This is a genomic window from Aliiglaciecola sp. CAU 1673, from assembly GCF_029223185.1.
Classification (GTDB): Bacteria; Pseudomonadota; Gammaproteobacteria; order Enterobacterales; family Alteromonadaceae; genus Bowmanella.
The window spans coordinates 41921-66834 of record NZ_JARHUG010000022.1 but is presented as its reverse complement, the minus strand read 5'-3'; the positions used below and the strand labels follow the sequence as shown (position 1 = coordinate 66834).

Below are 24914 nucleotides of genomic sequence, written 5' to 3'. Positions count from 1 at the left end.
CCAGGCCTCCCGTTCAGTCGGCTGCGAATGTCCACTGGACATTCGGTCCTCCTTCACCCCCATGTGAGAAGTTGACACTAAATCTAAGTTAATCAAAATCTTGCGTAGCGCGTAGCGCGTAGCTCGTAGCTCGTAGCTCGTAGCTCGTAGCTCTAACCGTCATATGTTGTAAACGCGAATCCATAACTAAGCGCAATCATTTCAACAGGCTCTGTGCTGTCCTAATAAAGTTAAATTAAATTCAATTCACTAAGGTTGTTTACTAAAGTGGCATAGGTTTTTGGGGAAAATCTTTATGAAACAACTTGTTGTTCTACTGGTGGTATTGGCCGTTCAAGTCCTGTCTTCCTTTTCTTGGGCTGAAGCGGCGTTGGGAGAGCAATGCCTGCAAAAGCCATGGGACCGTGAAGCCCTTCTGGATTTGAAAGAGAGCAAATTCGAAGTGGAGGGAGAGGGCATAAGTAAGTTGGCCATGCAACTTAGGGATTGTCTGGCTTCTTCAGATCCAGTGATCAGAGATGAAATTGCTTACCAGGCTTATTTCACCTGGCTTCGTGGCGATAAACTCGATCAACCCACCAAGTTAGCTTTGTTTTACACATTACTGGCGGATCTTAGCAACGACAGGCAAGATCAACATGGGGTCTATTTACCTTTTGCCATGTTGGTGATGTCGGAGTTGGCGGCTGCAGACAGAACCAATTCTTTTCTCTCAGACATGCAAAGACAGGCTCTGATAGGTTCTTCAATCGAATATTTTTCCCGGTTGCGCGACTATCGCGGTTTTGATGACAGTCTGGGATGGCGGCACGGTATCGCCCACACTGCGGATGTCTTTCTGCAGTTAACGGCCAACCCGGTGCTCACGCAGTCTCAGGTATTAGAAATCCGCGAGGCTATCAGACAACAACTTCGACCCACTGTGCCACATTTCTACATCTATGGCGAACCGGACAGGATGGCCATGCCCATCCTCTATGCCATGATGCGTGAAGATATTGCAGTGGAGAATTGGCAGGAATGGCTGGTCAATATCTCAAAACCAGCGCCGCTCAAAAGTTGGCAACAAGCCTTTTTCAGCCAACAGGGGCTTGCCGACAGGCATAACATAAAGAGCTTCTTAACTAGCCTTTATGTCTTTATTGATACTTCCAAAAACGAGCGTTTGTTGCCATTTAAACCTGTGATTGAGCAGCAGATTCGCAGCTTGTTTTAGTGGCAGCGCTTCAGCTGTTTGAGTTTCAGCGCGGCCTCTGCTGATAATGACTTCAAAACCAATGCGCTCACTTCGCCGCTGGAGGCATCTTTTTTAGTACCTTGATAAACAAGCTGGTATTGAGCCTTCTTCCAGAAAGCCAATACATCTTCACTGGCGGCGAAGGAGCTGCCGAGAAAGTCGATTTCCTGGGATTTAGCATCGGTTTCGATCTTTGCCAGTAGTAAGGAGCCCAGCCCCTGCTGCTGACGCTCTGGTTGCACAGCGATTCTTACAATACGCCAGTATCGCAGTGTTATTGGTTCAGTATGTTTGAATACGAAGCCAAGGCGCTGTGGTAGCAAGTGCCCTTTAACTCTGCGTTTGCCCTCAACAATATCATTGGCCAGTTCTTCCAATGCCTTGCTCCCTTCCAGATTAATCTGTGCAGCAGCAATAACCTGTCCGTCCTCTAGCAGTAAGTGCAAGTGCTGATCCGGAGCATCGAATATTCTTACTAAATCGTCAGGAGTGGTTTGGTAATGGGCGTTGATCATCAACTCAAAGGCCTGATGAAGTAATGCTTTGTGTTGCTTAAGCAGTTCTCCAGTGAGAGAAAGTGTAGTTAATTCTCCTGCTGACAGATTAGCCTTAGAGAAACCTGAATCTGTCATCAATAATGCTTCAAACCAAAAGCGCTCAAGAGGATCGCCAGATTGCCAGCGAATGGGTTGGTTTAAGTGCTGTTGTTTAAAATGGGAATAGTGCTTTTGTATGTACTGCTTAAAGCGGATCTCAAAACCACGACCACTGCCTTCGTAGCCATGAATAGTGGTGGAAAAGACGATACGGGGATAGTGCTCACATAATTTTTGCAAAAGGGGAGCCGGTAGCGCAGCGGCTTCATCCACTAACAAAATATCGGCTTCGGGTTTCTCCAGCAATATCCTGTCTATTGGCTGAAAAAAGAGCTTTCCGACACCAGAGGATAATTCCAATCTGCTACGTTGGTGATTTGGCAATAATGCTAGTGCACGAATAAACACTTGTTCTACGGCAGCCACTATTGGGGCACAAAGCAGTATATGCTTCCCTTCATCGATCAAAGATGCGGCCGCAATACCAAGGGCCGAACTCTTGCCGCGACCCCGATCGGCAGTTAACACCAACGGAGAGGGGGAGCTTTGGCGAATCACATTCCTGATCGCATCAACGGCCTGAACTTGTTCTGCACTTTTGCAACTGTGATGACTAAACGGGGTGACGGTTGCCAGAGAGACATTTATCCCTTTCAAACCTTGTGCACTGTAATGTACTACATGCGGATCAGTTTGAATTTGGTTGACTAACCAGTCGACAAAATAGCTATGGGTGGCCTTATCCAGGAAACCATAGGAGATTCGTTGTGGTTTTTGTGGATCCTGGTATTCAGGCCAAACAGCCAACTCCGGCGTCAGCAAAATCATCAGGCCGGTTTGTTTCACAGTGCCACTTAATGCAGCAAGGGCGCTGGCACGAAGCCCATCGAAACAGTTGTAAACAACCGCTTTGTATTCTCTTCCCAAGTGCTGGCGAAACTGGTTTGCCTGGTTTGCCTGGTTTGCCTGGTTTGCCTGGATTGCTTCCGGTTGACCATTGCTAACCCAAAGATAGTTATCCAGCCCCAGTCTGCCTGCAATGTCTTTAGCCTCTGCAATGCACCATTGCTGGTCGCCGCTAATCACCATCAACTGTCGCTGCATAGGAGACGCTGTGCGTTCTTTAAGCCATTGATTTAGTTGTGGGGACAAGTGTCGCTATCTCTTTTTGGGGAGGATGTATAATAGAGCGGTAGTTTATTGAATCCTAATGAGGAATACGAATGCGCTTTTTATCCCGTCGTCTGGTAATGCCCAATGATCTTAATTATGCCAATGCGTTGTTCGGAGGACGTGCCCTGGAATGGATTGACGAGGAAGCGGCCATTTATGCTATTTGTCAGCTGGAAACCAACTTTCTGGTGACCAAGCATATCGGCGAGATCAGCTTTGAATCTCCCGCAGTACAAGGCGATGTGGTGGAGTTTGGTCTGGCCACCAAAGCCGTGGGGCGTACATCAATCACGGTGTCTTGCCTGGTGCGCAATAAGGCGACCAAGAAAACTATCTGCTATGCCGATGATATTGTCTTTGTGCGGGTCGATCCTGAAACCAAGAAGCCTATTCCGCATGGCAAAACGCTGGAGGATATGGAAAACCAGACGCGCGAGGAGCTGCGTAGCCTGAATATGCTGGAATGATTGAAGAGAAATTTGCCCGGTTGTGATTACATCTCCGGGCAGAATTTATCTTTCAGCATCTGCATAAATTTGAGTGTATCCGGATCTTTGATGCTGTAGTAAACGGTCTGGGCCTCTTTACGGCATTTCACCAAGCCCTGTTCACGAAGAACCGCCAGGTGCTGAGAGAAAGAGGACGGGCTTAAATCAAAAGGCTTATGCAGTTCACCCACATTCATCTCGCCCAAGGCCAGGCGACAGAGGATCTGCAAGCGGTGTTCATTGCCCAATGAACGCAAGAATGCCGCAGCCTGTGCGGCATGATCTTGTTGAAGTTCTAAATCGCTCATGATGAGACTCGCTTTTGCCAGTTGGCTGCGCCGGACCTTATGCCCGGCGGCCTATAACTACTTACCTTGGCGGGCCAACTCAGCTTCGGTTTTCAGCCCCAGAAACTTGCGCATCATAATGGTGGCAGGGCAGAAGCCGGTGAAAGACTGTTGGAACAGATTAGCGCCCACAAACACAGTAAACCAGACAAAATTGGGATGTACCCATACTGTCAGTGCTACCGACAATAGTACCATAAAGCCTGCAAAGGCAGTCAGGGCTCTTTCAACACTCATAATGTACCTCGATTAAAAATGGTATCTGACACGCAGATAGCCGTTGCTATTATCTTCCAGCTGACCAAAAAACGTATGCTGATCAGCACCCATAAAAAGATTCAATCCGCCACTCATATGCCAATGATCGTCCAACCGGTAGTTAATGCTGGGGCGTAAGTAAGCATCACTGTCAGTGGGGGAGTAAAATGCAAACAGCGACAGGGTTAAATCGTCTGTGCTGTTGCGCCAGGTCAGGCGGGTAGTCAGCAAGGTGCGATTTTGCTCGGCTTCCCACTGAGGCGCAGGCGAATTGCTGAGTAGCAAATCATGATCCTGAGTGTGCTCCAGATAGAACTGGAAAGCACCGGTCAAACGGGTCACCAGCTCGCGCTCATAACCTAATAAGAACAGCCATTGGCTATTGGGGATATTGGCCAGAATACCGTCTTTATCATCCAAGCTGGCATGGTAAGCGGTTTCTGCATTAAACAATCCCGGCCCCCATGGCAGGCGCACCGATGCTCCCATGGCACGCATGCGACTGAACGTGGGCATACCGAATTCATCGGCGGCAATGGGGCGTTTGTAAAAGCCTTCATAACCGTAAAATGCCAGCTCTGTGCTGCCTAAGGTTTTAAACAGGCGCAGCGCCCATTCATCGGAGTTTGGTGCCTTGGCGCTTAAGGGCGGATTGGGAGCAACCAACTGCCCGGCCGCGGGATTAAAAAAGGAAAAGTATTCCCCGGTTAAGTAGTTGTCCGGATCGAATTTTGGGGTCCACACCAGATTGACGTTGACCACATCCGCATACCAAGACAGCTTTAAGGCATCGGACGGTGCCTTTAAATACTCATCGTCACGTCCGGCAAAAAACGATTGCCAGTCCTTGGGGAAGAGATCGTTTAAAAACAGATAGTCTCCGGTGCCCCAGGTAAGGATCTGTCTGCCGGCTTTCACATCCAACTTATCGGTTAAGCTGAATTGAGCACTGAGCTCTCGTATTTGCCCTTGCCAATCTTCAAGCACGGCATCATATCGGCCATCTACCTTGGCATCCACGTGCACTTGTCCAAACTGTTCCTGACGTTCCAGTCGTATTCTGGCATCTCCCAGTGTGAGAGCGTCATTCAGATCTGTCCCTACCACCCGGTTGCCTATTGCTAACTCGGCGAAACCGGTAAAAGGCAGGGCCGATGAAGGCGCTTCAAGATCCCATTCATCATCGCCCCAATCCTCATTATCTTGGGCTAACGCCGGTAGGATGGTGAGGCTGGCAGCTACAGCCAGCCACAAGGCCTGTTTCTTCATGGACTAGTCCTTCAGATCCAGCCACTGACGGGGCGGTGTGCGCAGACTGCGTTCGGTGAAAATATCCTCGGGCAGGCCCAGGTCATAACTGATAAAGCGAAACTGCATTTCCGTGCTGCCGCCATTGATCAGATCTTCAACTTTGGAATGGGTCACGGTGGGGTGGCCCTGAATGGTTTCAATCTTCAGAGCCTCAACATGCCGGTACTCCTGATCCTGGGCATTAAAAAAGCGGATCTGAGTAGGCAGAAAATTCTCTTTGTCGATAGTTACTTCATAGCGGGTAAATTCCACCGAGCTAGGATCCTTGGGTTTACCCTCCAGCACATAGGCGCTATCGGTTTCGCTTAGCAGGGTAAAGTTGTCCTGCTCGGTATTACGGCCTGACACATCCTCATAGAAGAAATGCGAGCCTACGAAAGAGGTACGCTTGTCCCCGGCGGAGATGCGTTTGACCAGATCCAGCCCGGGCAGGTACAGCCAGCGATCATCATCCTTATCGGTATGTTTAACCACCCGAAAAACGGTGTCTTTAACATCCGCAGGGCGAGAGAAAAACACCAGCATGTCCTGACTGCCACCATCGGACTGGTCTTTACGCAGGATAATAAACTGGCGCATCTGCTTGCGACCCTGGGCATCGGTAATTAGCATACGAGCCGCGCTTCTGCCGTCATCACCGGCGTAGTAGGCGGCAAGCTCGGCCTTTTTAACAATCTCTGTGGCACTCATTTGGGCCATTGCAGTGCCGGCAAAAATTGTCGGCAGCGTCATCAGTAAAGCTAATCGAATTTGGCGTTTCATCAATACAGCTCCTAAGCGGCGTTGGTCTTAAACAAACGGGATTTGAGCAAGGTCATGGCGGATGGCAGCACCAGCAGGGTGACCAGTGCGGATATGGCCATGATGCTGGCCAAAAACACCCCTACTGTGATGTAAGGCACTAGCGGTGCGAACAGCAGCGGGGTAAAGCCCATGGCAATCACAATGGCATTGCGGGAAATGGCGCGTGCCGGCTCCTCGAACATGACCTCCAGGGTTTTGTGCCAATCCCGGTATTGGGCGTAGGTTGCGCGCAGGCGCTCGATAAAGTGGATGGCAAAGTCTACCGATAAGCCCAGGGTCAGCGCGGAAAGCACGGCGATCGGCATATCATAGTCTTTACCCACCAGGCCAATCAGGCCGTAGATAAAGCTGATGGTCAGGGTCAGCGGCAGCATAGCCAGCAGACCGAACCAGAAAGAGCGGAACAGCAGCATCATCATCAGCATCACCGTAACAAAGGCGCTGATCAGACTATTCAACATGCCGGCCACCATCTCTTTTTGCCAAATCACGTTCAGGTAGGCCTTGCCGGCCCAATCCATGGTCAGGCCTGGTGGCAGGGGATTGGCATCCAGATAATCAGCCACTTTGTCCATCACCGCAGTCATATCCTGGTTATCTCCGCTGGTCAGTTGTAACCAAATCAGGCTTTGACGGTAGTCGGGGGTAACAAAGTGCCACAGATCCTGAGGCCTGTGCGAAGACTGATACTGCAACAGGGTTTGGGCTATCGCGTCGCTGCTGCCTGGAAGACAGAAATCTTCGTCTTTGCCAGAGAAGAGCTCACGGTTTACGGTTTTGACGATATCAGCCAGGCTATTGGATTTCCCTACCAATCCGGTGGAAGCCAGGTGGTCTTGCAGGCGCACCATGTAGTTCAGCATCTCTGGCGAGAGGAAGGTTTTGCTCTGGCTTTGCAGTGTTTCCAGCGTGCTAATCAGCTCAAGCAATACCTCGCTGTCTTTGCCGGCGGCGTTAAAACTGTAATCATCCAATGCCAGCACCAGTTCAGTCAGGCTCTGTCCTTGGGAGAGCGCCTCATGCTGCGTTTGCAGGAATGCCTGGCTGTCTGCACTTAAGCGCGGCGCCGTGTCTTGCAGCGTCTGTTGCACCTCTGCTTGCCAGTCGTTGCTGTCTTTGAGCACCAAAAAGGCGTTATAGGTACCGGCAAAATGGCTGTTCAGCACCTTGTCGGCAATACGCAGCTCATGATCGGCCTTAAACCAACGCACCGGGTTGTCGTTTATCTGAATCAGACTGATGCCATAGACCGACACCGCAAAAAGACCAGCAAATCCCAGCAGCCACAGCCTGGCGTGGCTATTGGCCAGTTTACCCAAGCGATATAGGGCAGGGGTTAACCATGACTTGCTCTCGTCAGGTAATGAGCTGCTGAATTTCTCCAGGGTTTTGGGGCTCAGACCTGATAAGTAGGCAGGAATAAAAACCACAGTCAGGGCGAACGCCAACATAATACCGAAACCCACAAAGGCACCGAAAATCTGTACCGGTGGAATGGGGGTGAGCATCAGCGATAAAAATCCTACCGTTGAGGTGATGGAGGTAAACAGCATGGGTGTAAACAAATGCCCCATGACCTGACGGATCACCGCTTTGGCATCACCGTTTTGACGGTAACGGTCGGCAAACTCAGAAAGAATATGCACCGAGTCCACCACCGCAATGGGCATCAGGAAGATAGCGATCATGGAGGACATGATATGTACGGTGAAGCCCATGCCAATTAACAGGCCCATGGTAATCAGTACCGTGGCCATGGCCAGGATCATGGGGGCAGCGATAAAGGGCACGTTACGGAAGAACACAAACAGCAGCACAAAGATGGTCAGGCCGGCCAGCGGCGCACTGATCCCCATCTGTACAAACATCTCATAGCCGAAGCGATCTTCGGCCACCGGTAATCCGGTAATATGCCATTCATCCTGACTGTCCAGGGTTTGAATATGGCTATCCAGTGCCTTGGCAATGGCATAGCTTTGGTTTTTATCCTTTATGGGCACATAGAGTGCGGCGGCCTTACCATCCTCTGACACCAGCGTGTTCAAGAGCATCGGTAAGCGACGGATATTTTCTTCGATCAGCTTGGCTTGGGTGATATCGGCCGGAGGCGTTTTCATCATCCACTCAAAGCGGATAGTGCCGGGCTCCCCCTGGCTGATATTGTCCACGTTGGCCAGCGACATCATGTCAGCCGGGATCACGCCATCCAATTGACTGGCGTAATCGGTTTGGGCAATCAGCGCCGCCAGAGTCTGTGGATTGTAGATCCCTTGTTGATTGACCACCCCGACCACAATGGCGTCATGCATGGCAAAAGTCTGTTTGGCCTGATTATGAAAAACCCGTGCAGGGTTGTCGGCCAGCAGCATGTTCTCTGGATCGGTGTCGATCTGAATGTGCGGCAATTGGGCGACGAAGGCCAGGGTGATGATCAGTAATCCCCAGTAAACCCAACGGCGCCTGTTGATTGACAAGTCTAGAAGTCGGTCAACCAGCTTCGAGCTCATGAATTCCTCATTATCAAATAGCCTAAATTAGAATAATGCGAAATATAGTCTAAAAAATTACCCCTGTCATGTTTGATTCGATTTTATCTAAAGTAAAAGGTGATCAACAGTAACTGGGGGTATAAGGTTTTTGCTAGTTGGCAAATCCGGGCAGTTCAATGCGCAGGTCGGCCTTCTTCCAGGCTTCAAACCCACCATCGACAGAGTAAACCCTGGTAAAACCCATACGCATCATGGATTCTGTAGCCAGCGCCGAGCGAGCACCGCTTCGGCAATACAGATACACATCCATCTGCGCCAGTTCTTCCAATGGTGTCTCTGCCCCTTTTACCTGAGGGAGATTAGCCAGATTCATTTCCAGCATACCTCTTGGCAGGTTGACGGCGCCCGGAATAAAGCCCTGTCTGAATTCATCGGGCTCTCTGACATCCAGGATCACGATTTGGTGTGCCAGTTGCGCCTCCAAATCAGTAACCTGCACTTCGCTGATTTTTCTTTTGGCTTCGGCAATAAGCTGCACGGCGGATTTGATCATAAGGCCTCCAATAGGTTGTTGAGAATAATGGCAATGGCCAATAGCAATAAGAATAGGGCAAATCCTTTTCTTAGCCTTGCTACCGGCCAGTTTTTGGTAACAAACTGACCGGTCAGGCTGCCCACAATGCCGGTAGCGGCTATCAGGGTCAGTAAGGACCAGTCCAGCGGCATCGGCAACAATGCCCAGCTTTTTACAAAACCGAGCAGGGCATTGGCCGCTATTAGCAGCAAACTGGTCGCGCGCGCCCGGAAAAAGCTCAGATCAGCAAATCGCATCAGGGCAGGCAACAATAGGAATCCACCACCGACGCCGGTCAGGCCGGTAAGCAGGCCTACCAACAAGCCGATGGGATAAATAGCTAAATGGCTATCGACCTTGGCGACCGGGATATTTTCCTTTGCGCCGCGCCACATATTCAAACTTGCACCTAACATCAGGATGGCGAAGAGGATAAGTTGAGCCGTGCCTGATAAGTAAGTGGACAACCAGACCCCAAGATAAGCCCCGGCCAGACCGGGCAAGCCCAACTGCAGGGCTTTTTGCCAGGCGATTTGCTCACGAGTATGCTTTGGCAACAGGCTGGCAAGGCTAATCAGTGCTACGACCAGCAAGGCGCCGCTAATGGCCTGCTTGGGTTCCTGTGCGGCCAGATAGACCAGTACCGGCAGAGTCAACACCGAGCCACCAGAGCCAAATATACCCAGGCTCAGTCCGATACCGATGGCGGCGAGTAGTAGCCAAATCATGGTTCTATACAAAGAAGAATAAGTTATAACTGATGGTTGTATCTTATTTCGTTAATTGCTAAATTACAAGGCGTGTTATTAGCCAGGGGTGTCAAATGAATTTACAGGTGCGTGCTTTTTTTCATACACAGACCTCCACCTTAACCTATGTGATCCACGACCCGCTGACCCTGGAGGCCGCGGTTATTGATCCAGTGCTGGATTTTGACGGTGCCTCTGGGCGAAGCGGTACCAGCTTTGCTGACCAAGTTATTGAATATGTGCTGGCCACCAAACTGCATCTCAAGTGGATTCTGGAAACCCATGCCCATGCTGATCATCTGACCGGTGCTCAGCATGTCAAAGCCAGGCTCGGCGGACAGATTGCGATTGGCTGTGGCATCACGCAGGTACAAAGCACCTTTCAGGATATTTTTAATCTGGGCGACAGCCTTAATACCGATGGCCGGGATTTCGATCATCTGTTTGAAGAAGGGGATAGCTTCAGTCTGGGCCAGATTGAGGGCAGGGTTTTAGCAACCCCAGGCCATACCAACGATAGCCTGAGCTATGTGATTGACGGCAATGCCTTTGTAGGCGATAGCCTGTTTATGCCTGATGCCGGCACGGCGCGATGTGACTTTCCCGGCGGTAGTGCACGTACGCTCTTTCAGTCTGTGCAGAAGCTCTATGCCCTGGGGGATGATGTACGTATTCATGTGTGCCATGACTATCAGCCGGGCGGCAGGGAGATGGCTTATGTGGCAACGGTACGGGAGCATAAAAAAGCCAATATCCATATCAAGGCGGACACCCTGGAGCAGGACTTTGTACAAAAACGTGAAAGCCGCGATAAGACGCTGGACATGCCTAAGCTGATTATACCCAGCTTGCAGGTTAATATTCGTGCCGGACACTGGCCTGCGCCGGAGACAAATGGAGTGGTCTATCTGAAATTGCCTATTAACAGGCTGGACAGCTGATTTATTGGTATCTGATCTTTTTCCTGTCATCACACAGTGATATGGTGCGGCTCCCAAATCTTTGAGAGTCGCCCATGTCGTCCGTTAGCCAAGCTTTTACCCGCGGCTTATTGTTTGCCCTTCCTCTGGCCATCACCTTTGGTGCGCTGTATTGGTTTTTTAACTGGTCTGAATCTCTGTTAAGCCAGCCCCTTCAGTTTATATTGCCGCAAGGTTGGTATGTCACCGGTATGGGGTTGGTTTTTGGTCTGGTGCTGATTTTTCTTCTGGGTCTGTTGGTACAGGCTTACCTAATCAAGCATCTGTTCTGTTTTATGGAAAGCCTGCTGGAGCGCATCCCGCTGGTAAAAACCCTTTATGGCAGTAGCAAAGATATCCTGCGCCTCTTGGGAGGTGAAGGACAAGGGGAGCTGCAAAAGGTGGTGTTGGTGACCTTACATGAAGATATCCGCATGATCGGCTTTGTCACCAATGAGCAAGTTAACATGGGTATGGGCGAAGACATTATCGCCGTCTACCTGCCACTAAGCTATCAGGTGGGTGGGCACTTACTATACTTGCCGCGAGATCGCTGCGAGCCCCTCGATATGCCGGTGCAACAAGCGATGCAGCAGGTATTGACCGGTCATATACGTCAATCATCCACCCGCGAATCCCGTAAGAGAAACGGATGACAAAGACCTATGGCTTGATTCCTTGCTAGACTCAGGGTTTTGACGTCGACATTATGCTGGTCACAGAGTGATTAAAAGCTTGGTTCCTCCCCTCATCCTTTGCCTGCTGTTGTTTTGCCTGGTGAGTGTCGCTCAGGAGAGGGAGATAGAGCATATCCACGTTGTTAATAATGATATTCCTCCTCTTTTATTCAAGCAGCGGGGACAGTACCAAGGCCCATACTATGAAAAGCTTCGAAAGCTGCTCGCAGAGGCCAAGCTGCAATATGAACTGGACATTCTGCCCTGGCCAAGGGTTTATCAGACCCTGTTAACACAACCTAACACCATGATTGTCAGTATCGGCAGGACGCCGAAACGAGAATCCTTGTTTCATTGGATTGGTCCAGTGGTCAACGAGGAGGAAGAGATGTTTTTTTACCAATTAAAAGATGAGCACATTGAGGTAGATAAGATTTCCCCCTCCGGCCCCTACAGCATTGCCGTTTTACGAGACACCTACTTCCATGAATATCTGCAGGTAGAGGGCTATCCGCCAAAAAACTATTATGCCGTGCTGGGAGGGGATGAGCTTTTGCAAATGCTTTTGAAAAAGCGTGTAGACCTTATCTTACTCTCTGATCAGAATTTAGCGCTGCATGCCAATAATCTTGGCGTGGATATTGGTCTATTTAAGAAAAGCAATGCGGCATTCACCATTGCCCATTACATGGCTTTGAGCAAAGGCTCATCGCCTGAATTGGTGGAGCGCTTGCAAGATGCATATCAGCGATTGGCGCAAAAGAGTATATTCTAGACCCAAAGCAACTTGCACTCTGTTGCAAGCTTGTTACAATCCGCGCCGATCGCCTAACGGCGCTCGAGAAACCAAGGGGTGCCGCAAGGCTGAGATCCTTCACTGTGCAGAAGTTGTAACAGATGGCGGGGAACCCTTATACCTGATCCGGATAATGCCGGCGTAGGAATGGTAAGGGCCGCTCCAGGAACAATTCCCAAGCACCCGCAACGTCCCCATTGACCTGCCGAACAGCCGGATCTTCATGCAGTGACGAGAAGATCCAATGAAAATTACCAAGAAAACCCTTTCCCTTTGTATCGGCCTGGCTTGTTTGCCAGCGCTGGCTGATGACGCTGCCAGTATCGAACATATTCTGGTCAGCGCCGATTTCAGTGGGCAGAGCTTACAAAACCTGCCCGCCAGCGTGTCGGTTATTTCACAACAGCAAATTACGGAACGTCAGGCCCAAACCCTGGACCAGATCCTAGGGGCGGCGCCCAATGTCAACGTCAATGCCGGTGCCTCCCGAGGCCGCTTCTTTCAGATCCGAGGCATTGGCGAGCGTAGTCAGTTTGCCGAGCCTATCAACCCATCCGTGGGGTTCTTTGTTGATGATGTGGACCTCTCTGGCATAGCCGGTGCCGCCACCTTGTTTGATGTTGAGCAGGTGGAAGTTTTAAAGGGACCTCAGGCCACTGAGTTTGGTGCCAATGCCCTAGCGGGTGCTATCAAGATTAAAACAGTGGAAGCCAATGCCAATCAGACGAATCAGATTAACCTGAGCCTGGCCGAACAAAATACCTGGAGTGCGGGCGTCGCCACTGGCTCTGCCCTGACTGATAAGCTGTTTTTCCGGGTGGCGGCGCAGCAATTTAAAAGCGATGGATTCATCGACAATATTTATCTGCATCGCGACGACACCAACAATCTGGACGAACTGACTTCCAGGTTAAAACTGAAGTATCTGGCCAGTGACCATCTCACGCTGGATCTCAGCTACCAGTATTTTGATATCGACAATGGCTATGATGCCTTTTCGCTGGATAATGACAGGCGCACGCGCTCGGATGAACCAGGCTTCGATCGCCAGAAAACCCATGCTTTGAGTTTTAAAGCAGATTGGCGACTGGGCTGGGGTTCTTTAAAGCTGATTGCCGCTGCCAGCGATTCGGATTTGGCTTATGGTTATGACGAAGACTGGACCTATGTGGGTTTCCATCCGTGGGAGTACAGTTCATTCGATGCCTATTTCCGTGACAGGCAAAGCCAAAGCCTGGAAATCCGCGCACAGTCCAACGAGTACAGCCGTTGGTTTAATGGTAAGACCGATTGGGTGATAGGTATCTATGCCAAGCAAACCGATGAGGAGTTACAGCGCCAATACACCTATGCCGACAGCGACTTTAGTAGCCATTATGAGCCACAAAGCCAGGCACTTTATATCAATACCTTTACCCAATTATCAGAAGATACCCGCCTCACCGCCGGCGTTCGGGTAGATAGTATCGATATCCGCTATCAGGATAACAGCGGCTTTGCCGAGTCATTAGAAGATACCATTGTCGGCGGCAAACTGGTGCTGGATCACAATGTTGCGGAGCAAGCCATGGTGTACCTTGGCGTATCCCGGGGCTATAAGGCCAGCGGCTTTAATCCTGATGAACGTATCTCTGAGGACAAGCGTTTGTTCGACCCGGAATACAGCTGGAACTATGAAACCGGGGTGAAGGGCAGTTTGTTCGATGGCTTGGGAACCTTGCGTCTGGCGGTGTTTTACATGGAGCGCAAAGACACCCAAATCAGTGATTTCGATGTGCTTATCCGAGAGGATGGTACTGCCGATTTTGTTGATGTCATCGACAATGCTGATAATGGCACCAATTATGGACTTGAACTGGAAAGCCAGTGGCAGCTTACTCCCGATTTTGCCTTGTTTGCCAACCTTGGTTGGTTAAGAGCTACCTTCGAGGGCTATGAAAATGCCAAAGGTGAAGTGATTCAGAAACGGGATCAAGCGCAATCGCCCCGTTATACAGCCAATCTGGGTTTCGATTGGGCCCTGGGTGCGGACTGGCATTGGCATCTTGAGGCGGATGCCAAGGACGAGCACTTCTTCTCAGATGGCCATAATGAGCGCTCCGATGCTTATGTTTTATTGCATTCGCGCGTATCTTATCAGTTAGCCGACTGGTCATTGTCTTTATGGGGGCGCAACTTGTTGGACAAAGAATATCAGGTGCGCGGTTTTGGTGGCTTTAATAATGACCCCCGGGAGTTTTATGAAACGCCCAAGCCTTATTATCAATTGGGTGATGGTCGGCAACTGGGCGTCAGCGCACAATACAGATTTTAAGCAGGAGGCCGCATGAAATTGGTAGCAGAGATCTCGCTTTATCCTTTGGCCGATAAATACATTGCGCCCATTGAGGACTTTATTGCACGTTTGAATCAGTATCCGGAGCTGGAGGTAGAAACTAATGCTACCAGTACCAGGGTTGTTGGTGAGTACTTGCCTACCATGAAGTTATTGGCAGAAGAGATGCAACGCAGCCATCAGGAAATTGGCCAGGCCATTTTTGTGTGCAAATTTCTTAATGGTGATGCCATGGGCTCAGGACGCTGATGACATTGCTCGAGACCCTGGCCCAGCAATGGGCCAGCCAAAGCCCCTGGGAAGTGGTTGCGGTGATCCTGGCGCTGGCCTATGTGTGGCTGGCGGCCAGGCAACACATTGCCTGCTGGGCATGCGCACTGGTCAGCACGGCTATTTACACCTGGCTATTCTGGGAGCATGCACTCCCCTTGCAATCCCTGCTAAACCTGTACTATCTGATGATGGCGCTATATGGCTGGTGGCATTGGAATGCCATGGCAGAGCAGCATGAAGATAAAGTCCAGGTGCGTGGCATAGGCTTTCACTTGCCAGCCATTGTCGGTTTATGTTTTGTGTCTTGGTCGTTGGCGGCGGGGATGGAAGGCATGTTTAACAGCCAATATCTCCATCTTGATGCGCTGGTAACCGTGTTTAGTTTATTTACCACTTACCTGGTGACACAAAAAGTGTTGGAAAACTGGCTGTATTGGATAGTGATCGATGCCGCTGCCGCTTATTTGTATTGGCAAAGTGGCCTTTACCTGACCGGCCTGCTGTTTGTTGGTTATCTCGGCTTTGCCCTGTATGGCTTCTTGAAATGGCGAACCGCCATGCAGCAGCAGGGAGCCCTGGATGCTGCCTGAAAGCGTTCACCGCGAGCTTGCAGCTCTGCCCTGGCTGGATACTGATTTTGAGCTTATTCCGGTCAGGGCCGGCGCTATTAACCAGAACTTTCGTCTCAACAGCCAGGGACAAAGTTACTTTCTCAAATGTTTTGCTGAAAAAGGGCCGTCAAAGTTAGATCGCGCAGCCCTTTTCCAGTTGCAGACCAGGCTGGCAGATAATGGTTTTGCACCTCGGCCGCTCTATTTAGGTAAAGACAATCAGTTTTCATTGGAGCAGTGGATCAATGTTGAAGATTTGTCGCAAAGCCAACTCAGCAGCCGAGCTCGTATTCATGTTCTGGCAACCCGTCTTGCCCATATTCACAACTTACCCATCCAATGTGCTCCACTGGAATTGATTGCCGATTGGAAGGGCTATTTACGACAGCTCGGCCGTGCCGACAGTCAAACCCTGTCAGAAGTGCAAAAACTCAGTGAGATTTGGCAGCAGCGCCCCAAGCTCACCTTTTGCCACCATGATTTATCCATGGGCCATGTTTGTCTTTCCTCGGAAAAAATGACGCTGGATTGGGAATATGCAGCACAATCTGATCCGGTCTTTGACCTGGCCTCTTGTGCGCTGGTGAATGGTTTAAGCCGGGTGGAGAGTGAACATCTATGTCGCGACTATGCAGTGCAACGTGATTTGGCTGCTGAGACAGTAATGGCAGATTTTGAATTAATGATGCCGCTTGCTGAGCTGACAAGCCGACTGTGGTATCAGGTGGCACAGCAACAATGGCGGGCTTAAGTAACGAGGCTGTTCAACAATTGCTCAGTCGTGCAGAGTAACCGTAAATTTGCTTTACCTTTACCCCCCCATGAGTATAATTCTGCCTCCATTGCAGGGGCGTAGTTCCAATTGGTAGAACAGCGGTCTCCAAAACCGACGGTTGGGGGTTCGAATCCCTCCGCCCCTGCCACAAAATTCCAAAGAAAGCCTGCCCAGTCGCAGGCTTTTTAATTGCCTAAAGAACGCTCGATAGGGGCGGAGGGTGAGAACCCCCACGGTTCGACAAATTCGCCAGGAGCGAATTTGAACATCGCCGCCGTCCGGCGATGGCCCGAAGGGCGCAGGGCAGGGACAGCCCGGAGTAATCCCGTCCCTCCGCCTATAACAACTAAGCGATCAAATCCAGAAATTCCCCCTCAGAAATTCCCCAAACCTATGCTATTCTCCCTCCCCATGAAGTCCCTCTCACCTTACCAACAAGCCATCCTCACTGAAATTGGCATCAGCCAATGGCAGTTGCGCACACCCACAAAGGAGACTACGCCACGGGAATTGGCGGAAGAACCCGTTGCCGTAAAAGCAACGCCAGTGGAAAAACCTGCACAAGCGATTTGGATAAACCAACAAGAGCCAATGTGGCAAGATATCTATCTGGCAGTCGGTGAGCCGGATGGATTCAAATGGCAGCAGGCGGACGTTGTTGCCTTTTGCGATGGGATTTTAAGCGCTCCGTCCCCTGAAGCATTACAAGCCTCTCCTGCATTAAAACGACAATTATGGCAAAGCCTTTGGCAACAGCTTTGTTAAGCTTTTCGCAGCTTAACAGCAACAATTTTGCCGGCGCCTTCGAATTGCAATGCGCCTGCCATGCCTACCCCTGGTCGAGAAGTACCTTCGCCAGTTGCCTGGATGGACAGTATTTTGCCTGGCAAATGCTGGAAAATAGGCAGTTAGCGGGCTTTTATGTGGGCTTGCAGGTTCTGGATGAAGGCACGTTGATGGATATTGGTCTTGGACCACACTTTCGTAATAAAGGATTGTCACGGCCCCTGCTTGAGCATTTCCTGCAACAGTGCAAGAAAAAGGGTATCCAGGACATTTGGCTGGAAGTCAGAGCCTCCAATAAACCGGCCATACACCTGTATAAACAATATGGATTTAACCTAATCGAGACCAGAAAAGGCTACTATCCCAGTCCAGATGGCCGCGAAGATGCAATGATTATGAAGTTGTCGCCGTGACAATAAGATAGATGAAAGTAGCTTAACGCTAAAACAAGGAATTCATATGAAAGGACCTCTAATTGCCCTCTGCTTTTCGTTTTTGGTGCTGCCCTGCAGTGCAGCTATGGAAACTGACTCATCGCTCCCTTCTGCAAAAATCCTCAAGCAATGGGACTGTTTTTCGGGGCCTTTCGAGAGCTACGACAAATGGTTGCAGATGATAGGTAAAGGGGAGGCAAGCAACCAAAAACGGCTGCATAAATTCAAGCAACTGTTTCCCAAAGAGAGCTTCGAAAACTACCAAAAGCAATTGGACTGTCAGGTATTTAATTACTTGGTGGACGACGTGTTGGTGCGAGGATATTCAGTAGCGCCCAAGGCGAAGCCAAACGAAATACTGCCGGTACTGCTGTATAACCGCGGCGGAAACGGACTCTATGGCAGCTTAAATTTCGGATACTTGATGCGCAATTTGTTTCCTTTAGCTGAAGAGGGCTTCTTGATGTTGGCCAGCGATTATCGCGGTGGCACGCATTGGCCGAAATCGAAGCAGAAGGCTACTGATAAGTTATCAAATGACGTTAACGATGAATTTGGCGGGGCTGATGTACTGGATGTGCTTGCCCTGATATCCGTAGCAGAAAAAATGCCACAGGCTGATTTACAACGAGTCGGTATTCTTGGCTCAAGTCGTGGCGGTATGCAGTCCTATCTGGCAGTTAAGCAACAGCCCATTTTCAAGTCCATGGCCACCATCGCTGCTCCAACAGACTTGTTGCTGGCCTTAGCGCAGCGCCCTGAGATGGAAAAGGTGTTGAAAGCCAGGATACCCAATTACGAACATGACAAAGAGGGACAACTTAACGCACGTTCTGCCATTGCCTGGATGGAGCAGTTTCCTGCAATACCCATTTTACTGGTTCATGGCAGTGAAGATACACGCGTATCGGTTGAGCACTCGCTACGTATGGCAGAGAAACTTGAGTCTTTGCAGCGTGAACATAAGTTGGTGGTCTATCCAGGCGATGACCATGGTTTGACCCGTAATCGGCAAGCGCTGGTAAAAGAGCTGGCTGACTGGTTCACCCGCACCCTTTGATTTCTTAATTTGCCACCAGAACCTCATGTTTTGAGGGGCGACTTTAGTGGATATTTTCGCTACAATCCGCGCCCTTGAAATACCGAACTTTTTATTTCTGCCATCAGCCGCAAATGGGGCGATGGTGGGCGCAGACACTGAGAATATCGTGGCCAGTAAAGCATATCTTGAAGAACTGAATAAACGTCGCACTTTTGCGATCATTTCGCACCCGGACGCCGGTAAAACCACCATCACCGAAAAGGTGCTGCTATTCGGACAGGCTTTGCAAAAAGCCGGTACGGTAAAGGGTAAAAAATCCGGACAACACGCCAAGTCTGACTGGATGGAAATGGAAAAAGAGCGTGGTATCTCGGTGACCACCTCGGTAATGCAATTCCCCTACCGCGATAGCCTGGTTAATCTGTTGGACACCCCTGGACACGAAGATTTCTCGGAGGATACCTACCGTACTCTGACAGCAGTGGATGCCTGCTTGATGGTTATTGACTCAGCCAAGGGTGTTGAGGATCGCACCATCAAACTGATGGAGGTCACTCGTTTGCGTGACACGCCCATTCTGACCTTTATGAACAAGCTTGACCGGGATATCCGCGATCCCATTGAGCTGCTCGATGAAGTGGAAGACGTTCTTAAGATCAAATGCGCGCCCATTACCTGGCCCATTGGTTGCGGTAAAGAGTTTAAAGGGGTTTATCATCTGCTGCGTGATGAGACGATCCTGTATAGAACCGGTATGGGCCACACCATCCAGGATGTAAGGATTATTAAAGGGCTGGATAATCCGGAACTTGATCAGGCCGTGGGCAGTTATGCGCAAGAACTGCGCGATATGCTGGAACTGGTGCAAGGTGCTTCCCATGAGTTCGACCTGGATGAATTCCTCAAAGGTGAACTGACACCGGTATTCTTCGGTACCGCCTTGGGCAACTTCGGTGTGGACCATATGCTTGATGGATTAGTGCAATGGGCTCCCCGTCCGCAGGGCCGCGAAACGGACGATCGTACCGTTTCTGCTGAAGAAGAGAAATTCACTGGCTTCGTGTTTAAAATTCAGGCCAACATGGATCCCAAACACCGGGACCGCATTGCCTTTTGCCGTATCGTGTCCGGCAAATATGAAAAGGGTATGAAGCTGTTTCAAACCCGTATTGGTAAGGATGTACGCATCTCCGACGCCTTGACCTTTATGGCAGGTGACCGGGAGGCAGTGGAAGAAGCGTACGCTGGCGATATTATTGGCCTGCACAACCACGGTTCGATACAGATTGGCGATACCTTTACCGAAGGTGAGAAGTTGAAGTTCACCGGTATTCCCAACTTTGCGCCGGAACTCTTTAAGCGTATCCGCCTTCGCGATCCGCTGAAGATGAAGCAATTGCAAAAAGGGCTGATCCAGCTCGCCGAAGAGGGCGCGGTGCAGGTCTTCAGACCGCTTATGAACAACGACCTTATTGTTGGCGCGGTGGGAGCACTGCAGTTTGATGTGGTAGTGGCAAGGCTTAAGTCAGAGTATAACGTCGATGCCATTTACGAGGCCGTGAATGTATCAACTGCACGTTGGGTATACTGCCAGGATGCCAAGAAGCTGGATGAGTTTCGCCGCAAGGCCGAGGCCAACCTGGCCCTGGATGGTGGCGATAACCTGACCTACATCGCACCGACCATGGTTAACCTGTCGCTGGCACAAGAACGCCACCCCGATGTGAAGTTCCATAAGACACGCGAACACTAAGGGCATAGAGAAGGATCCATTTCGATGACAAGCACAAGCAATTTGCACAGTTTACTGTTGGATAAATTTAAGGCTGCCCTTATTCAGATTGGCGCACCAGAAGATTCTCCGGCACCGCTGACCCGCAGTACTCGTCCGGAATTCGGCGATTATCAGTTTAATGGCGCCATGGCGCTGGCCAAGTTACTCAAAGCCAAGCCCAGAGACGTGGCCGAGCAATTGGTTAAAGCGGTAGAACTTGACGGCATCGCTGACAAACTGGAAGTGGCCGGCCCCGGTTTTATTAATATTCATCTTTCTGCCAAGTGGTTGGCTGCGCACCTGGAAATGGCATCCACCGATGCCCGTTTGGGCATTGATCTTCAGCCCATGCAAACCGTGGTGGTGGACTACTCTTCGCCCAACCTGGCTAAAGAAATGCACGTTGGCCATCTGCGCTCTACTATCATCGGTGATGCGGTGGTGCGCGCCCTGGAGTTTATGGGTCACAAAGTGATCCGTCAGAATCATATGGGCGACTGGGGCACACAGTTTGGTATGTTGCTGGCCCATTTAAGTGACAAACTGGCAGCCCGTGAAGTAGCGGAAACTGCCCTGTCTGACTTGGAAGATTTCTACCGCGAAGCCAAGGTGCGTTTTGATAACGAGCATGGCTTTGCCGATCGCGCCCGTGAATATGTGGTGCGTTTGCAAAGTGGCAACAGCGAGTGCATGGCTCTGTGGCATAAGTTTATCGATGTTTCCATCGCTCACAGTGAGGAAGTCTACGCAAAGCTGGACGTCACCCTGACCCGTGATGACATCATGGGTGAGAGTGCCTACAACGCCGACTTGGCCGGCATAGTTGCCGAACTCAAGGACAAGGGCATTGCTGTTGAAGATCAGGGCGCCCAAGTGGTGTTCCTGGAAGAAATGGCGGATAAAGAAGGCAAGCCGGCCGTCTTTATCGTACAGAAATCAGGTGGCGGTTTCCTATACTCCACCACCGATTTGGCGGCCATGCGTTACCGTTCTTTTAAACTGGGTGCCGATCGTATTTTGATCTTCACCGATGCGCGTCAGGCACTGCATTTCAGACAGGCAGAACTGGTGGGACGCAAGGCCGGCTATTTGCGCAATGAAACCAGTTATGAGCATTGCCCCTTTGGCATGATGCTGGGTAGCGACGGTAAGCCCTTTAAGACCCGTACCGGCGGCACGGTAAAGCTGGCTGAGCTTTTGGATGAGGCAATTGAACGCGCTACCGCACTGATTGCCGGGCGTGACTCTGAACTATCGCCCGAAGAGCGTATTGAAGTGGCCCGCAAGGTAGGCATCGGTGCAGTCAAATATGCTGATCTCAGTAAGAATCGCACTACCGACTATATCTTTAGTTGGGACGCCATGCTGAGCTTTGAGGGCAATACCGCGCCTTATCTGCAATATGCCTTTACCCGGGTACAGAGCATTTTCAGAAAAGCGGATGTCAATCCGACCGCCTTGCAGCAATCCATCGAGATTGAAGCCCCACAAGAACGCGCTTTGGCGGTTAAGCTGGCGCAGTATGTGGAGGCCCTTGAACAGGTGGTGAATGAAGCAACACCTCATGTGCTTTGCACCTATCTGTTTGAATTAGCAAGTTTGTTTATGAGCTTCTATGAAGCCTGTCCGATATTGAAGGATGGCGTATCTGCAGAGGCCCGTGACAGCCGACTGAAACTGGCCAGCCTCACTGCCAGAACCATGCAGTCCGGTTTGGATGTGCTTGGTATTGCTACCATGGAAAAGATGTAATGAACCAAAAGGGCGCCACTTTGGCGCCCTTTGTGTTTGTGGTTATTGAAAATGTCCCACCATCACCGGATGTAGCCAGGAGATGCCTGCCGCGAGGTGCTTGGGATGGGGCTCACCCAGAATTTTGTAAAATGAATTACCACGGCGTTTGAGCTTATAGCGGCTATGCCGCTCGATAAGAAAGTGGTTTTCTACCCGATCATGCCAGATAGCCCCAAAGCCATAGGCTTTGTCTTCCAAGCGGTGAATAAAGAAGGAATAGAGTCCTAGCTCGCGTTTGGCATCGGGAATAACGATATGCATCAGTTTCAGCGCGCGATAGTACATGCCATCATGGCAGATATCGCCGACACGCAGGTTGATTTCACCGCCGTCGAGAGAGGTATGGATAAATTGTCCGCCTTTTAAGGGATCCCACTCGTTCACCCACTCAAAAGCCCCGGACATAAGATACTCAATATTTTTGTATGACATGGCCTGACATCCTACAGGTAACCGTTGATACATGATCTACTTCGGTACTACCTCTGTATCGGTAGCCTTTGCTGGCTTTTTAGTCAGTTTTTTACTTTTTAACGCTGTCTCTAAAAAACTACTACCAGCGAACCTCAGACGTTGTTGTCATTTACAACGTACTTTTTAGCGTAGCCAGGCTTATGTTTTTTGGCAAAATCAGGCAAAAAACAAAAAGGCGCCGGATGGGCGCCTTCTTGAGACTTGAATTGCTTACTCGTCGAGGAAGCTACGCAGCTGCTCTGAGCGACTGGGGTGGCGCAGTTTACGCAGGGCCTTGGCTTCGATCTGACGAATACGCTCACGGGTAACGTCAAACTGTTTACCAACCTCTTCCAGCGTATGGTCGGTGTTCATGTCGATACCGAAGCGCATACGCAGTACCTTGGCTTCACGAGCGGTCAGGCCGGCCAATACTTCCTGAGTGGCATTCTTGAGGCTGCTCGAGGTCGCAGAATCCAAAGGCTGGATAATGGTGTTGTCCTCGATAAAGTCGCCCAGATGCGAATCTTCATCATCACCGATGGGGGTTTCCATGGAGATAGGCTCTTTGGCTATCTTCAATACCTTGCGGATCTTGTCTTCAGGCATCAGCATACGCTCGGCCAATTCTTCAGGCGTAGGCTCACGTCCCATTTCCTGCAGCATCTGACGGCTGATACGGTTGAGCTTGTTAATGGTCTCAATCATATGCACCGGAATACGGATGGTACGGGCCTGGTCTGCAATCGAGCGGGTAATGGCCTGACGGATCCACCAGGTAGCGTAAGTGGAGAACTTATAACCGCGGCGATATTCGAACTTATCTACGGCCTTCATCAGGCCGATGTTACCTTCCTGAATCAGATCCAGGAATTGCAGACCACGGTTGGTGTATTTCTTGGCAATAGAGATAACCAGACGCAGGTTGGCTTCCACCATCTCTTTCTTGGCACGGCGGGCCTTGGCTTCACCGATGCTCATACGACGGTTGATGTCTTTAATGTCAGCAATAGATAAACCGGTTTCTTCTTCCACCTGGTTCATCTTGGCTACGCAGCGTTCAAGCTCTTCTTTGTAATCTGCCAGGGATACAGCCCAAGGCTTGCTGGAAGCCAGCAGTTTTTCCAGCCAGGATGTATTGGTCTCGTTACCGGCGAAAGCCTTGATAAAGTCCTTCTTGGGCATCTTGGCATTCATGACGCAATGCTTCATCACAATGCGCTCTTGCACACGGACTCTGTCCATCATGCCACGCATGTTTTTCACCATGCGGTCAAACTGCTTAGGTACCAGGCGGAATTCTTTAAATACTTCGCTCAGCGCGGCAATTTCGGTTTTGGCGTCAGCGTGGGTACGACCCTTGGCGTTTATCGCATCGCGAGTCTTGTAGTACTGCTCGCGAAGCAGGGCAAACTTCTGTCTGGCCAGCTCGGGGTCGACACCGCTATCGCCATCATCATCGGATGAGTCGTCGTCGTCTTCATCTTCGTCATCGTCTTCATCATCCAGTTCTTCCTGGGAGAGTTCGGAGCCGATATGAGTGGCAGTTGGCGCAACGTCAGTTTCGTTAGGATCAATAAAACCAAGCACGATATCGCTTAAGCGAATTTCTTCGGCTTCGAATTGGTCCCACTGGTCGAGTAAATAGGTGATGGCTTCAGGATACTCGGCGACAGAGCACTGTACCTGGTTGATACCTTCTTCGATACGCTTGGCAATGTCGATTTCGCCTTCACGGGTCAAGAGTTCAACGGTACCCATCTCACGCATGTACATGCGTACGGGGTCTGTGGTGCGGCCAATTTCGCTTTCGACCGTCGCCAGGGCTTGCGCAGCAGCTTCGGCTGCATCTTCGTCCGTGGAGGTCTCCTGCATCAACAATTCATCGGAATCCGGTGCTGATTCAAACACCTGGATACCCATGTCATTAATCATTCGGATGATGTCTTCGATTTGATCTGAATCGACGATATCCTGTGGGAGGTGGTCATTGACCTCGGAGAAGGTGAGGTAACCTTGCTCTTTACCTTTTGCAATGAGGAGTTTAATCTGAGACTGCTTACTTGACGCCATATACCTTCCACACTTCAAAATCTGGGTTTAAATCTGTGCTTACCGACGCGCAGAGAATTACGCAGTATAGCAGAATCATTGCTCCGCTCGCTAGCCCCTGGGCCGA

The 24914-nt window shown here is 50.4% G+C and carries 24 protein-coding genes, 1 tRNA gene and 1 riboswitch; of the genes, 15 read left to right on the top strand and 10 right to left on the bottom strand.

What is annotated here, in order from left to right:
* Positions 1 to 295: 295 nt before the first annotated feature.
* Positions 296 to 1216 carry a DUF2785 domain-containing protein gene (locus P2G88_RS17710; protein WP_275798441.1) on the top strand — a complete coding sequence of 307 codons (921 nt, stop codon included), beginning with the start codon at positions 296 to 298 and terminating at the stop codon, positions 1214 to 1216.
* Here P2G88_RS17710 and P2G88_RS17705 read toward each other — a convergent pair.
* Positions 1213 to 2985, bottom strand: a complete 1773-nt coding sequence (locus P2G88_RS17705; RefSeq protein WP_275798438.1) for a GNAT family N-acetyltransferase — start codon at positions 2983 to 2985, stop codon at positions 1213 to 1215. The two genes, P2G88_RS17710 and P2G88_RS17705, sit on opposite strands and share 4 nt — an antisense overlap.
* A 71-nt stretch (positions 2986 to 3056) precedes the next feature.
* On the opposite strand from P2G88_RS17705, the gene P2G88_RS17700 reads away from it, so the two are divergent.
* Positions 3057 to 3473, top strand: coding sequence for a hotdog domain-containing protein (locus P2G88_RS17700; RefSeq protein ID WP_275798436.1), 417 nt, complete (start codon positions 3057 to 3059; stop codon positions 3471 to 3473).
* Positions 3474 to 3499: 26 nt separating this feature from the next.
* On the opposite strand, the gene P2G88_RS17695 is transcribed toward P2G88_RS17700, so the two are convergent.
* The 7 genes from P2G88_RS17695 to P2G88_RS17665 all read right to left on the bottom strand — a co-directional run bounded on the left by P2G88_RS17695 (position 3500) and on the right by P2G88_RS17665 (position 10005).
* Complete coding sequence (locus tag P2G88_RS17695) at positions 3500 to 3802, bottom strand: metalloregulator ArsR/SmtB family transcription factor (RefSeq protein WP_275798434.1); 303 nt, start codon at positions 3800 to 3802, stop codon at positions 3500 to 3502.
* 57 nt (positions 3803 to 3859) lie between these two features.
* Positions 3860 to 4078 carry a DUF2892 domain-containing protein gene (locus P2G88_RS17690; protein WP_275798432.1) on the bottom strand — a complete coding sequence of 73 codons (219 nt, stop codon included), beginning with the start codon at positions 4076 to 4078 and terminating at the stop codon, positions 3860 to 3862.
* Positions 4079 to 4090: 12 nt separating this feature from the next.
* Positions 4091 to 5368: a DUF1302 family protein gene (locus P2G88_RS17685; RefSeq protein ID WP_275798430.1), complete on the bottom strand. Its 1278-nt coding sequence runs from the start codon at positions 5366 to 5368 to the stop codon at positions 4091 to 4093.
* A gap of 3 nt (positions 5369 to 5371) precedes the next feature.
* Positions 5372 to 6142 (bottom strand): outer membrane lipoprotein-sorting protein, encoded by a 771-nt coding sequence (locus P2G88_RS17680; RefSeq protein ID WP_275798447.1) that lies wholly within the window; start codon positions 6140 to 6142, stop codon positions 5372 to 5374.
* A gap of 41 nt (positions 6143 to 6183) precedes the next feature.
* Complete coding sequence (locus P2G88_RS17675) at positions 6184 to 8721, bottom strand: MMPL family transporter (RefSeq protein WP_275798428.1); 2538 nt, start codon at positions 8719 to 8721, stop codon at positions 6184 to 6186.
* 133 nt (positions 8722 to 8854) lie between these two features.
* Positions 8855 to 9256 carry a rhodanese-like domain-containing protein gene (locus P2G88_RS17670; protein ID WP_275798426.1) on the bottom strand — a complete coding sequence of 134 codons (402 nt, stop codon included), beginning with the start codon at positions 9254 to 9256 and terminating at the stop codon, positions 8855 to 8857.
* Positions 9253 to 10005 (bottom strand): sulfite exporter TauE/SafE family protein, encoded by a 753-nt coding sequence (locus P2G88_RS17665; protein ID WP_275798424.1) that lies wholly within the window; start codon positions 10003 to 10005, stop codon positions 9253 to 9255. Before P2G88_RS17665 ends, P2G88_RS17670 begins: the two co-directional genes overlap by 4 nt.
* A 95-nt stretch (positions 10006 to 10100) precedes the next feature.
* Between P2G88_RS17665 and P2G88_RS17660 the strand changes: the two genes are divergently transcribed.
* The 13 genes from P2G88_RS17660 (at position 10101) to argS (ending at position 22240) form a co-directional block, all read left to right on the top strand.
* On the top strand, positions 10101 to 10967 hold the full coding sequence (locus P2G88_RS17660; RefSeq protein WP_275798422.1) for an MBL fold metallo-hydrolase: 867 nt from the start codon (positions 10101 to 10103) through the stop codon (positions 10965 to 10967).
* A gap of 74 nt (positions 10968 to 11041) precedes the next feature.
* Positions 11042 to 11641 (top strand): DUF502 domain-containing protein, encoded by a 600-nt coding sequence (locus P2G88_RS17655; protein WP_275798420.1) that lies wholly within the window; start codon positions 11042 to 11044, stop codon positions 11639 to 11641.
* Between the two features lie 67 nt (positions 11642 to 11708).
* On the top strand, positions 11709 to 12437 hold the full coding sequence (locus tag P2G88_RS17650; RefSeq protein WP_275798418.1) for a transporter substrate-binding domain-containing protein: 729 nt from the start codon (positions 11709 to 11711) through the stop codon (positions 12435 to 12437).
* Positions 12438 to 12501: 64 nt separating this feature from the next.
* Positions 12502 to 12623, top strand: a riboswitch (TPP riboswitch).
* A 79-nt stretch (positions 12624 to 12702) separates the two neighbouring features.
* Positions 12703 to 14772, top strand: a complete 2070-nt coding sequence (locus P2G88_RS17645; protein WP_275798416.1) for a TonB-dependent receptor — start codon at positions 12703 to 12705, stop codon at positions 14770 to 14772.
* 12 nt (positions 14773 to 14784) lie between these two features.
* Positions 14785 to 15042: a hypothetical protein gene (locus P2G88_RS17640; RefSeq protein WP_275798414.1), complete on the top strand. Its 258-nt coding sequence runs from the start codon at positions 14785 to 14787 to the stop codon at positions 15040 to 15042.
* Positions 15042 to 15656, top strand: coding sequence for a nicotinamide riboside transporter PnuC (gene pnuC / locus P2G88_RS17635; RefSeq protein WP_275798412.1), 615 nt, complete (start codon positions 15042 to 15044; stop codon positions 15654 to 15656). The genes P2G88_RS17640 and pnuC overlap by 1 nt, the downstream gene beginning before the upstream one ends.
* Positions 15646 to 16428, top strand: coding sequence for a phosphotransferase (locus P2G88_RS17630; protein ID WP_275798410.1), 783 nt, complete (start codon positions 15646 to 15648; stop codon positions 16426 to 16428). The genes pnuC and P2G88_RS17630 overlap by 11 nt, the downstream gene beginning before the upstream one ends.
* A 95-nt stretch (positions 16429 to 16523) precedes the next feature.
* A tRNA-Trp gene (locus P2G88_RS17625) sits at positions 16524 to 16600 on the top strand.
* A 263-nt stretch (positions 16601 to 16863) separates the two neighbouring features.
* The gene (locus P2G88_RS17620; protein ID WP_275798408.1) at positions 16864 to 17217 is read left to right on the top strand and encodes a hypothetical protein; all 354 of its coding nucleotides are present in this window, start codon (positions 16864 to 16866) and stop codon (positions 17215 to 17217) included.
* Complete coding sequence (rimI, locus tag P2G88_RS17615; protein ID WP_275798406.1) at positions 17211 to 17651, top strand: ribosomal protein S18-alanine N-acetyltransferase; 441 nt, start codon at positions 17211 to 17213, stop codon at positions 17649 to 17651. The genes P2G88_RS17620 and rimI overlap by 7 nt, the downstream gene beginning before the upstream one ends.
* A gap of 46 nt (positions 17652 to 17697) precedes the next feature.
* Positions 17698 to 18732 carry a prolyl oligopeptidase family serine peptidase gene (locus P2G88_RS17610; protein ID WP_275798403.1) on the top strand — a complete coding sequence of 345 codons (1035 nt, stop codon included), beginning with the start codon at positions 17698 to 17700 and terminating at the stop codon, positions 18730 to 18732.
* A gap of 148 nt (positions 18733 to 18880) precedes the next feature.
* Positions 18881 to 20467, top strand: a complete 1587-nt coding sequence (gene prfC / locus P2G88_RS17605; RefSeq protein ID WP_275798400.1) for a peptide chain release factor 3 — start codon at positions 18881 to 18883, stop codon at positions 20465 to 20467.
* A 24-nt stretch (positions 20468 to 20491) separates the two neighbouring features.
* A complete protein-coding gene (argS, locus tag P2G88_RS17600; RefSeq protein WP_275798398.1) occupies positions 20492 to 22240 on the top strand; it encodes an arginine--tRNA ligase in 1749 nt (582 codons plus the stop codon).
* Positions 22241 to 22282: 42 nt separating this feature from the next.
* Here the strand turns inward: argS and P2G88_RS17595 are convergent, their stop codons facing one another.
* A complete protein-coding gene (locus P2G88_RS17595) occupies positions 22283 to 22714 on the bottom strand; it encodes a hypothetical protein (RefSeq protein WP_275798394.1) in 432 nt (143 codons plus the stop codon).
* Between the two features lie 252 nt (positions 22715 to 22966).
* Positions 22967 to 24808 (bottom strand): RNA polymerase sigma factor RpoD, encoded by a 1842-nt coding sequence (gene rpoD / locus P2G88_RS17590; RefSeq protein ID WP_275798392.1) that lies wholly within the window; start codon positions 24806 to 24808, stop codon positions 22967 to 22969.
* Between the last annotated feature and the right edge of the window lie 106 nt (positions 24809 to 24914).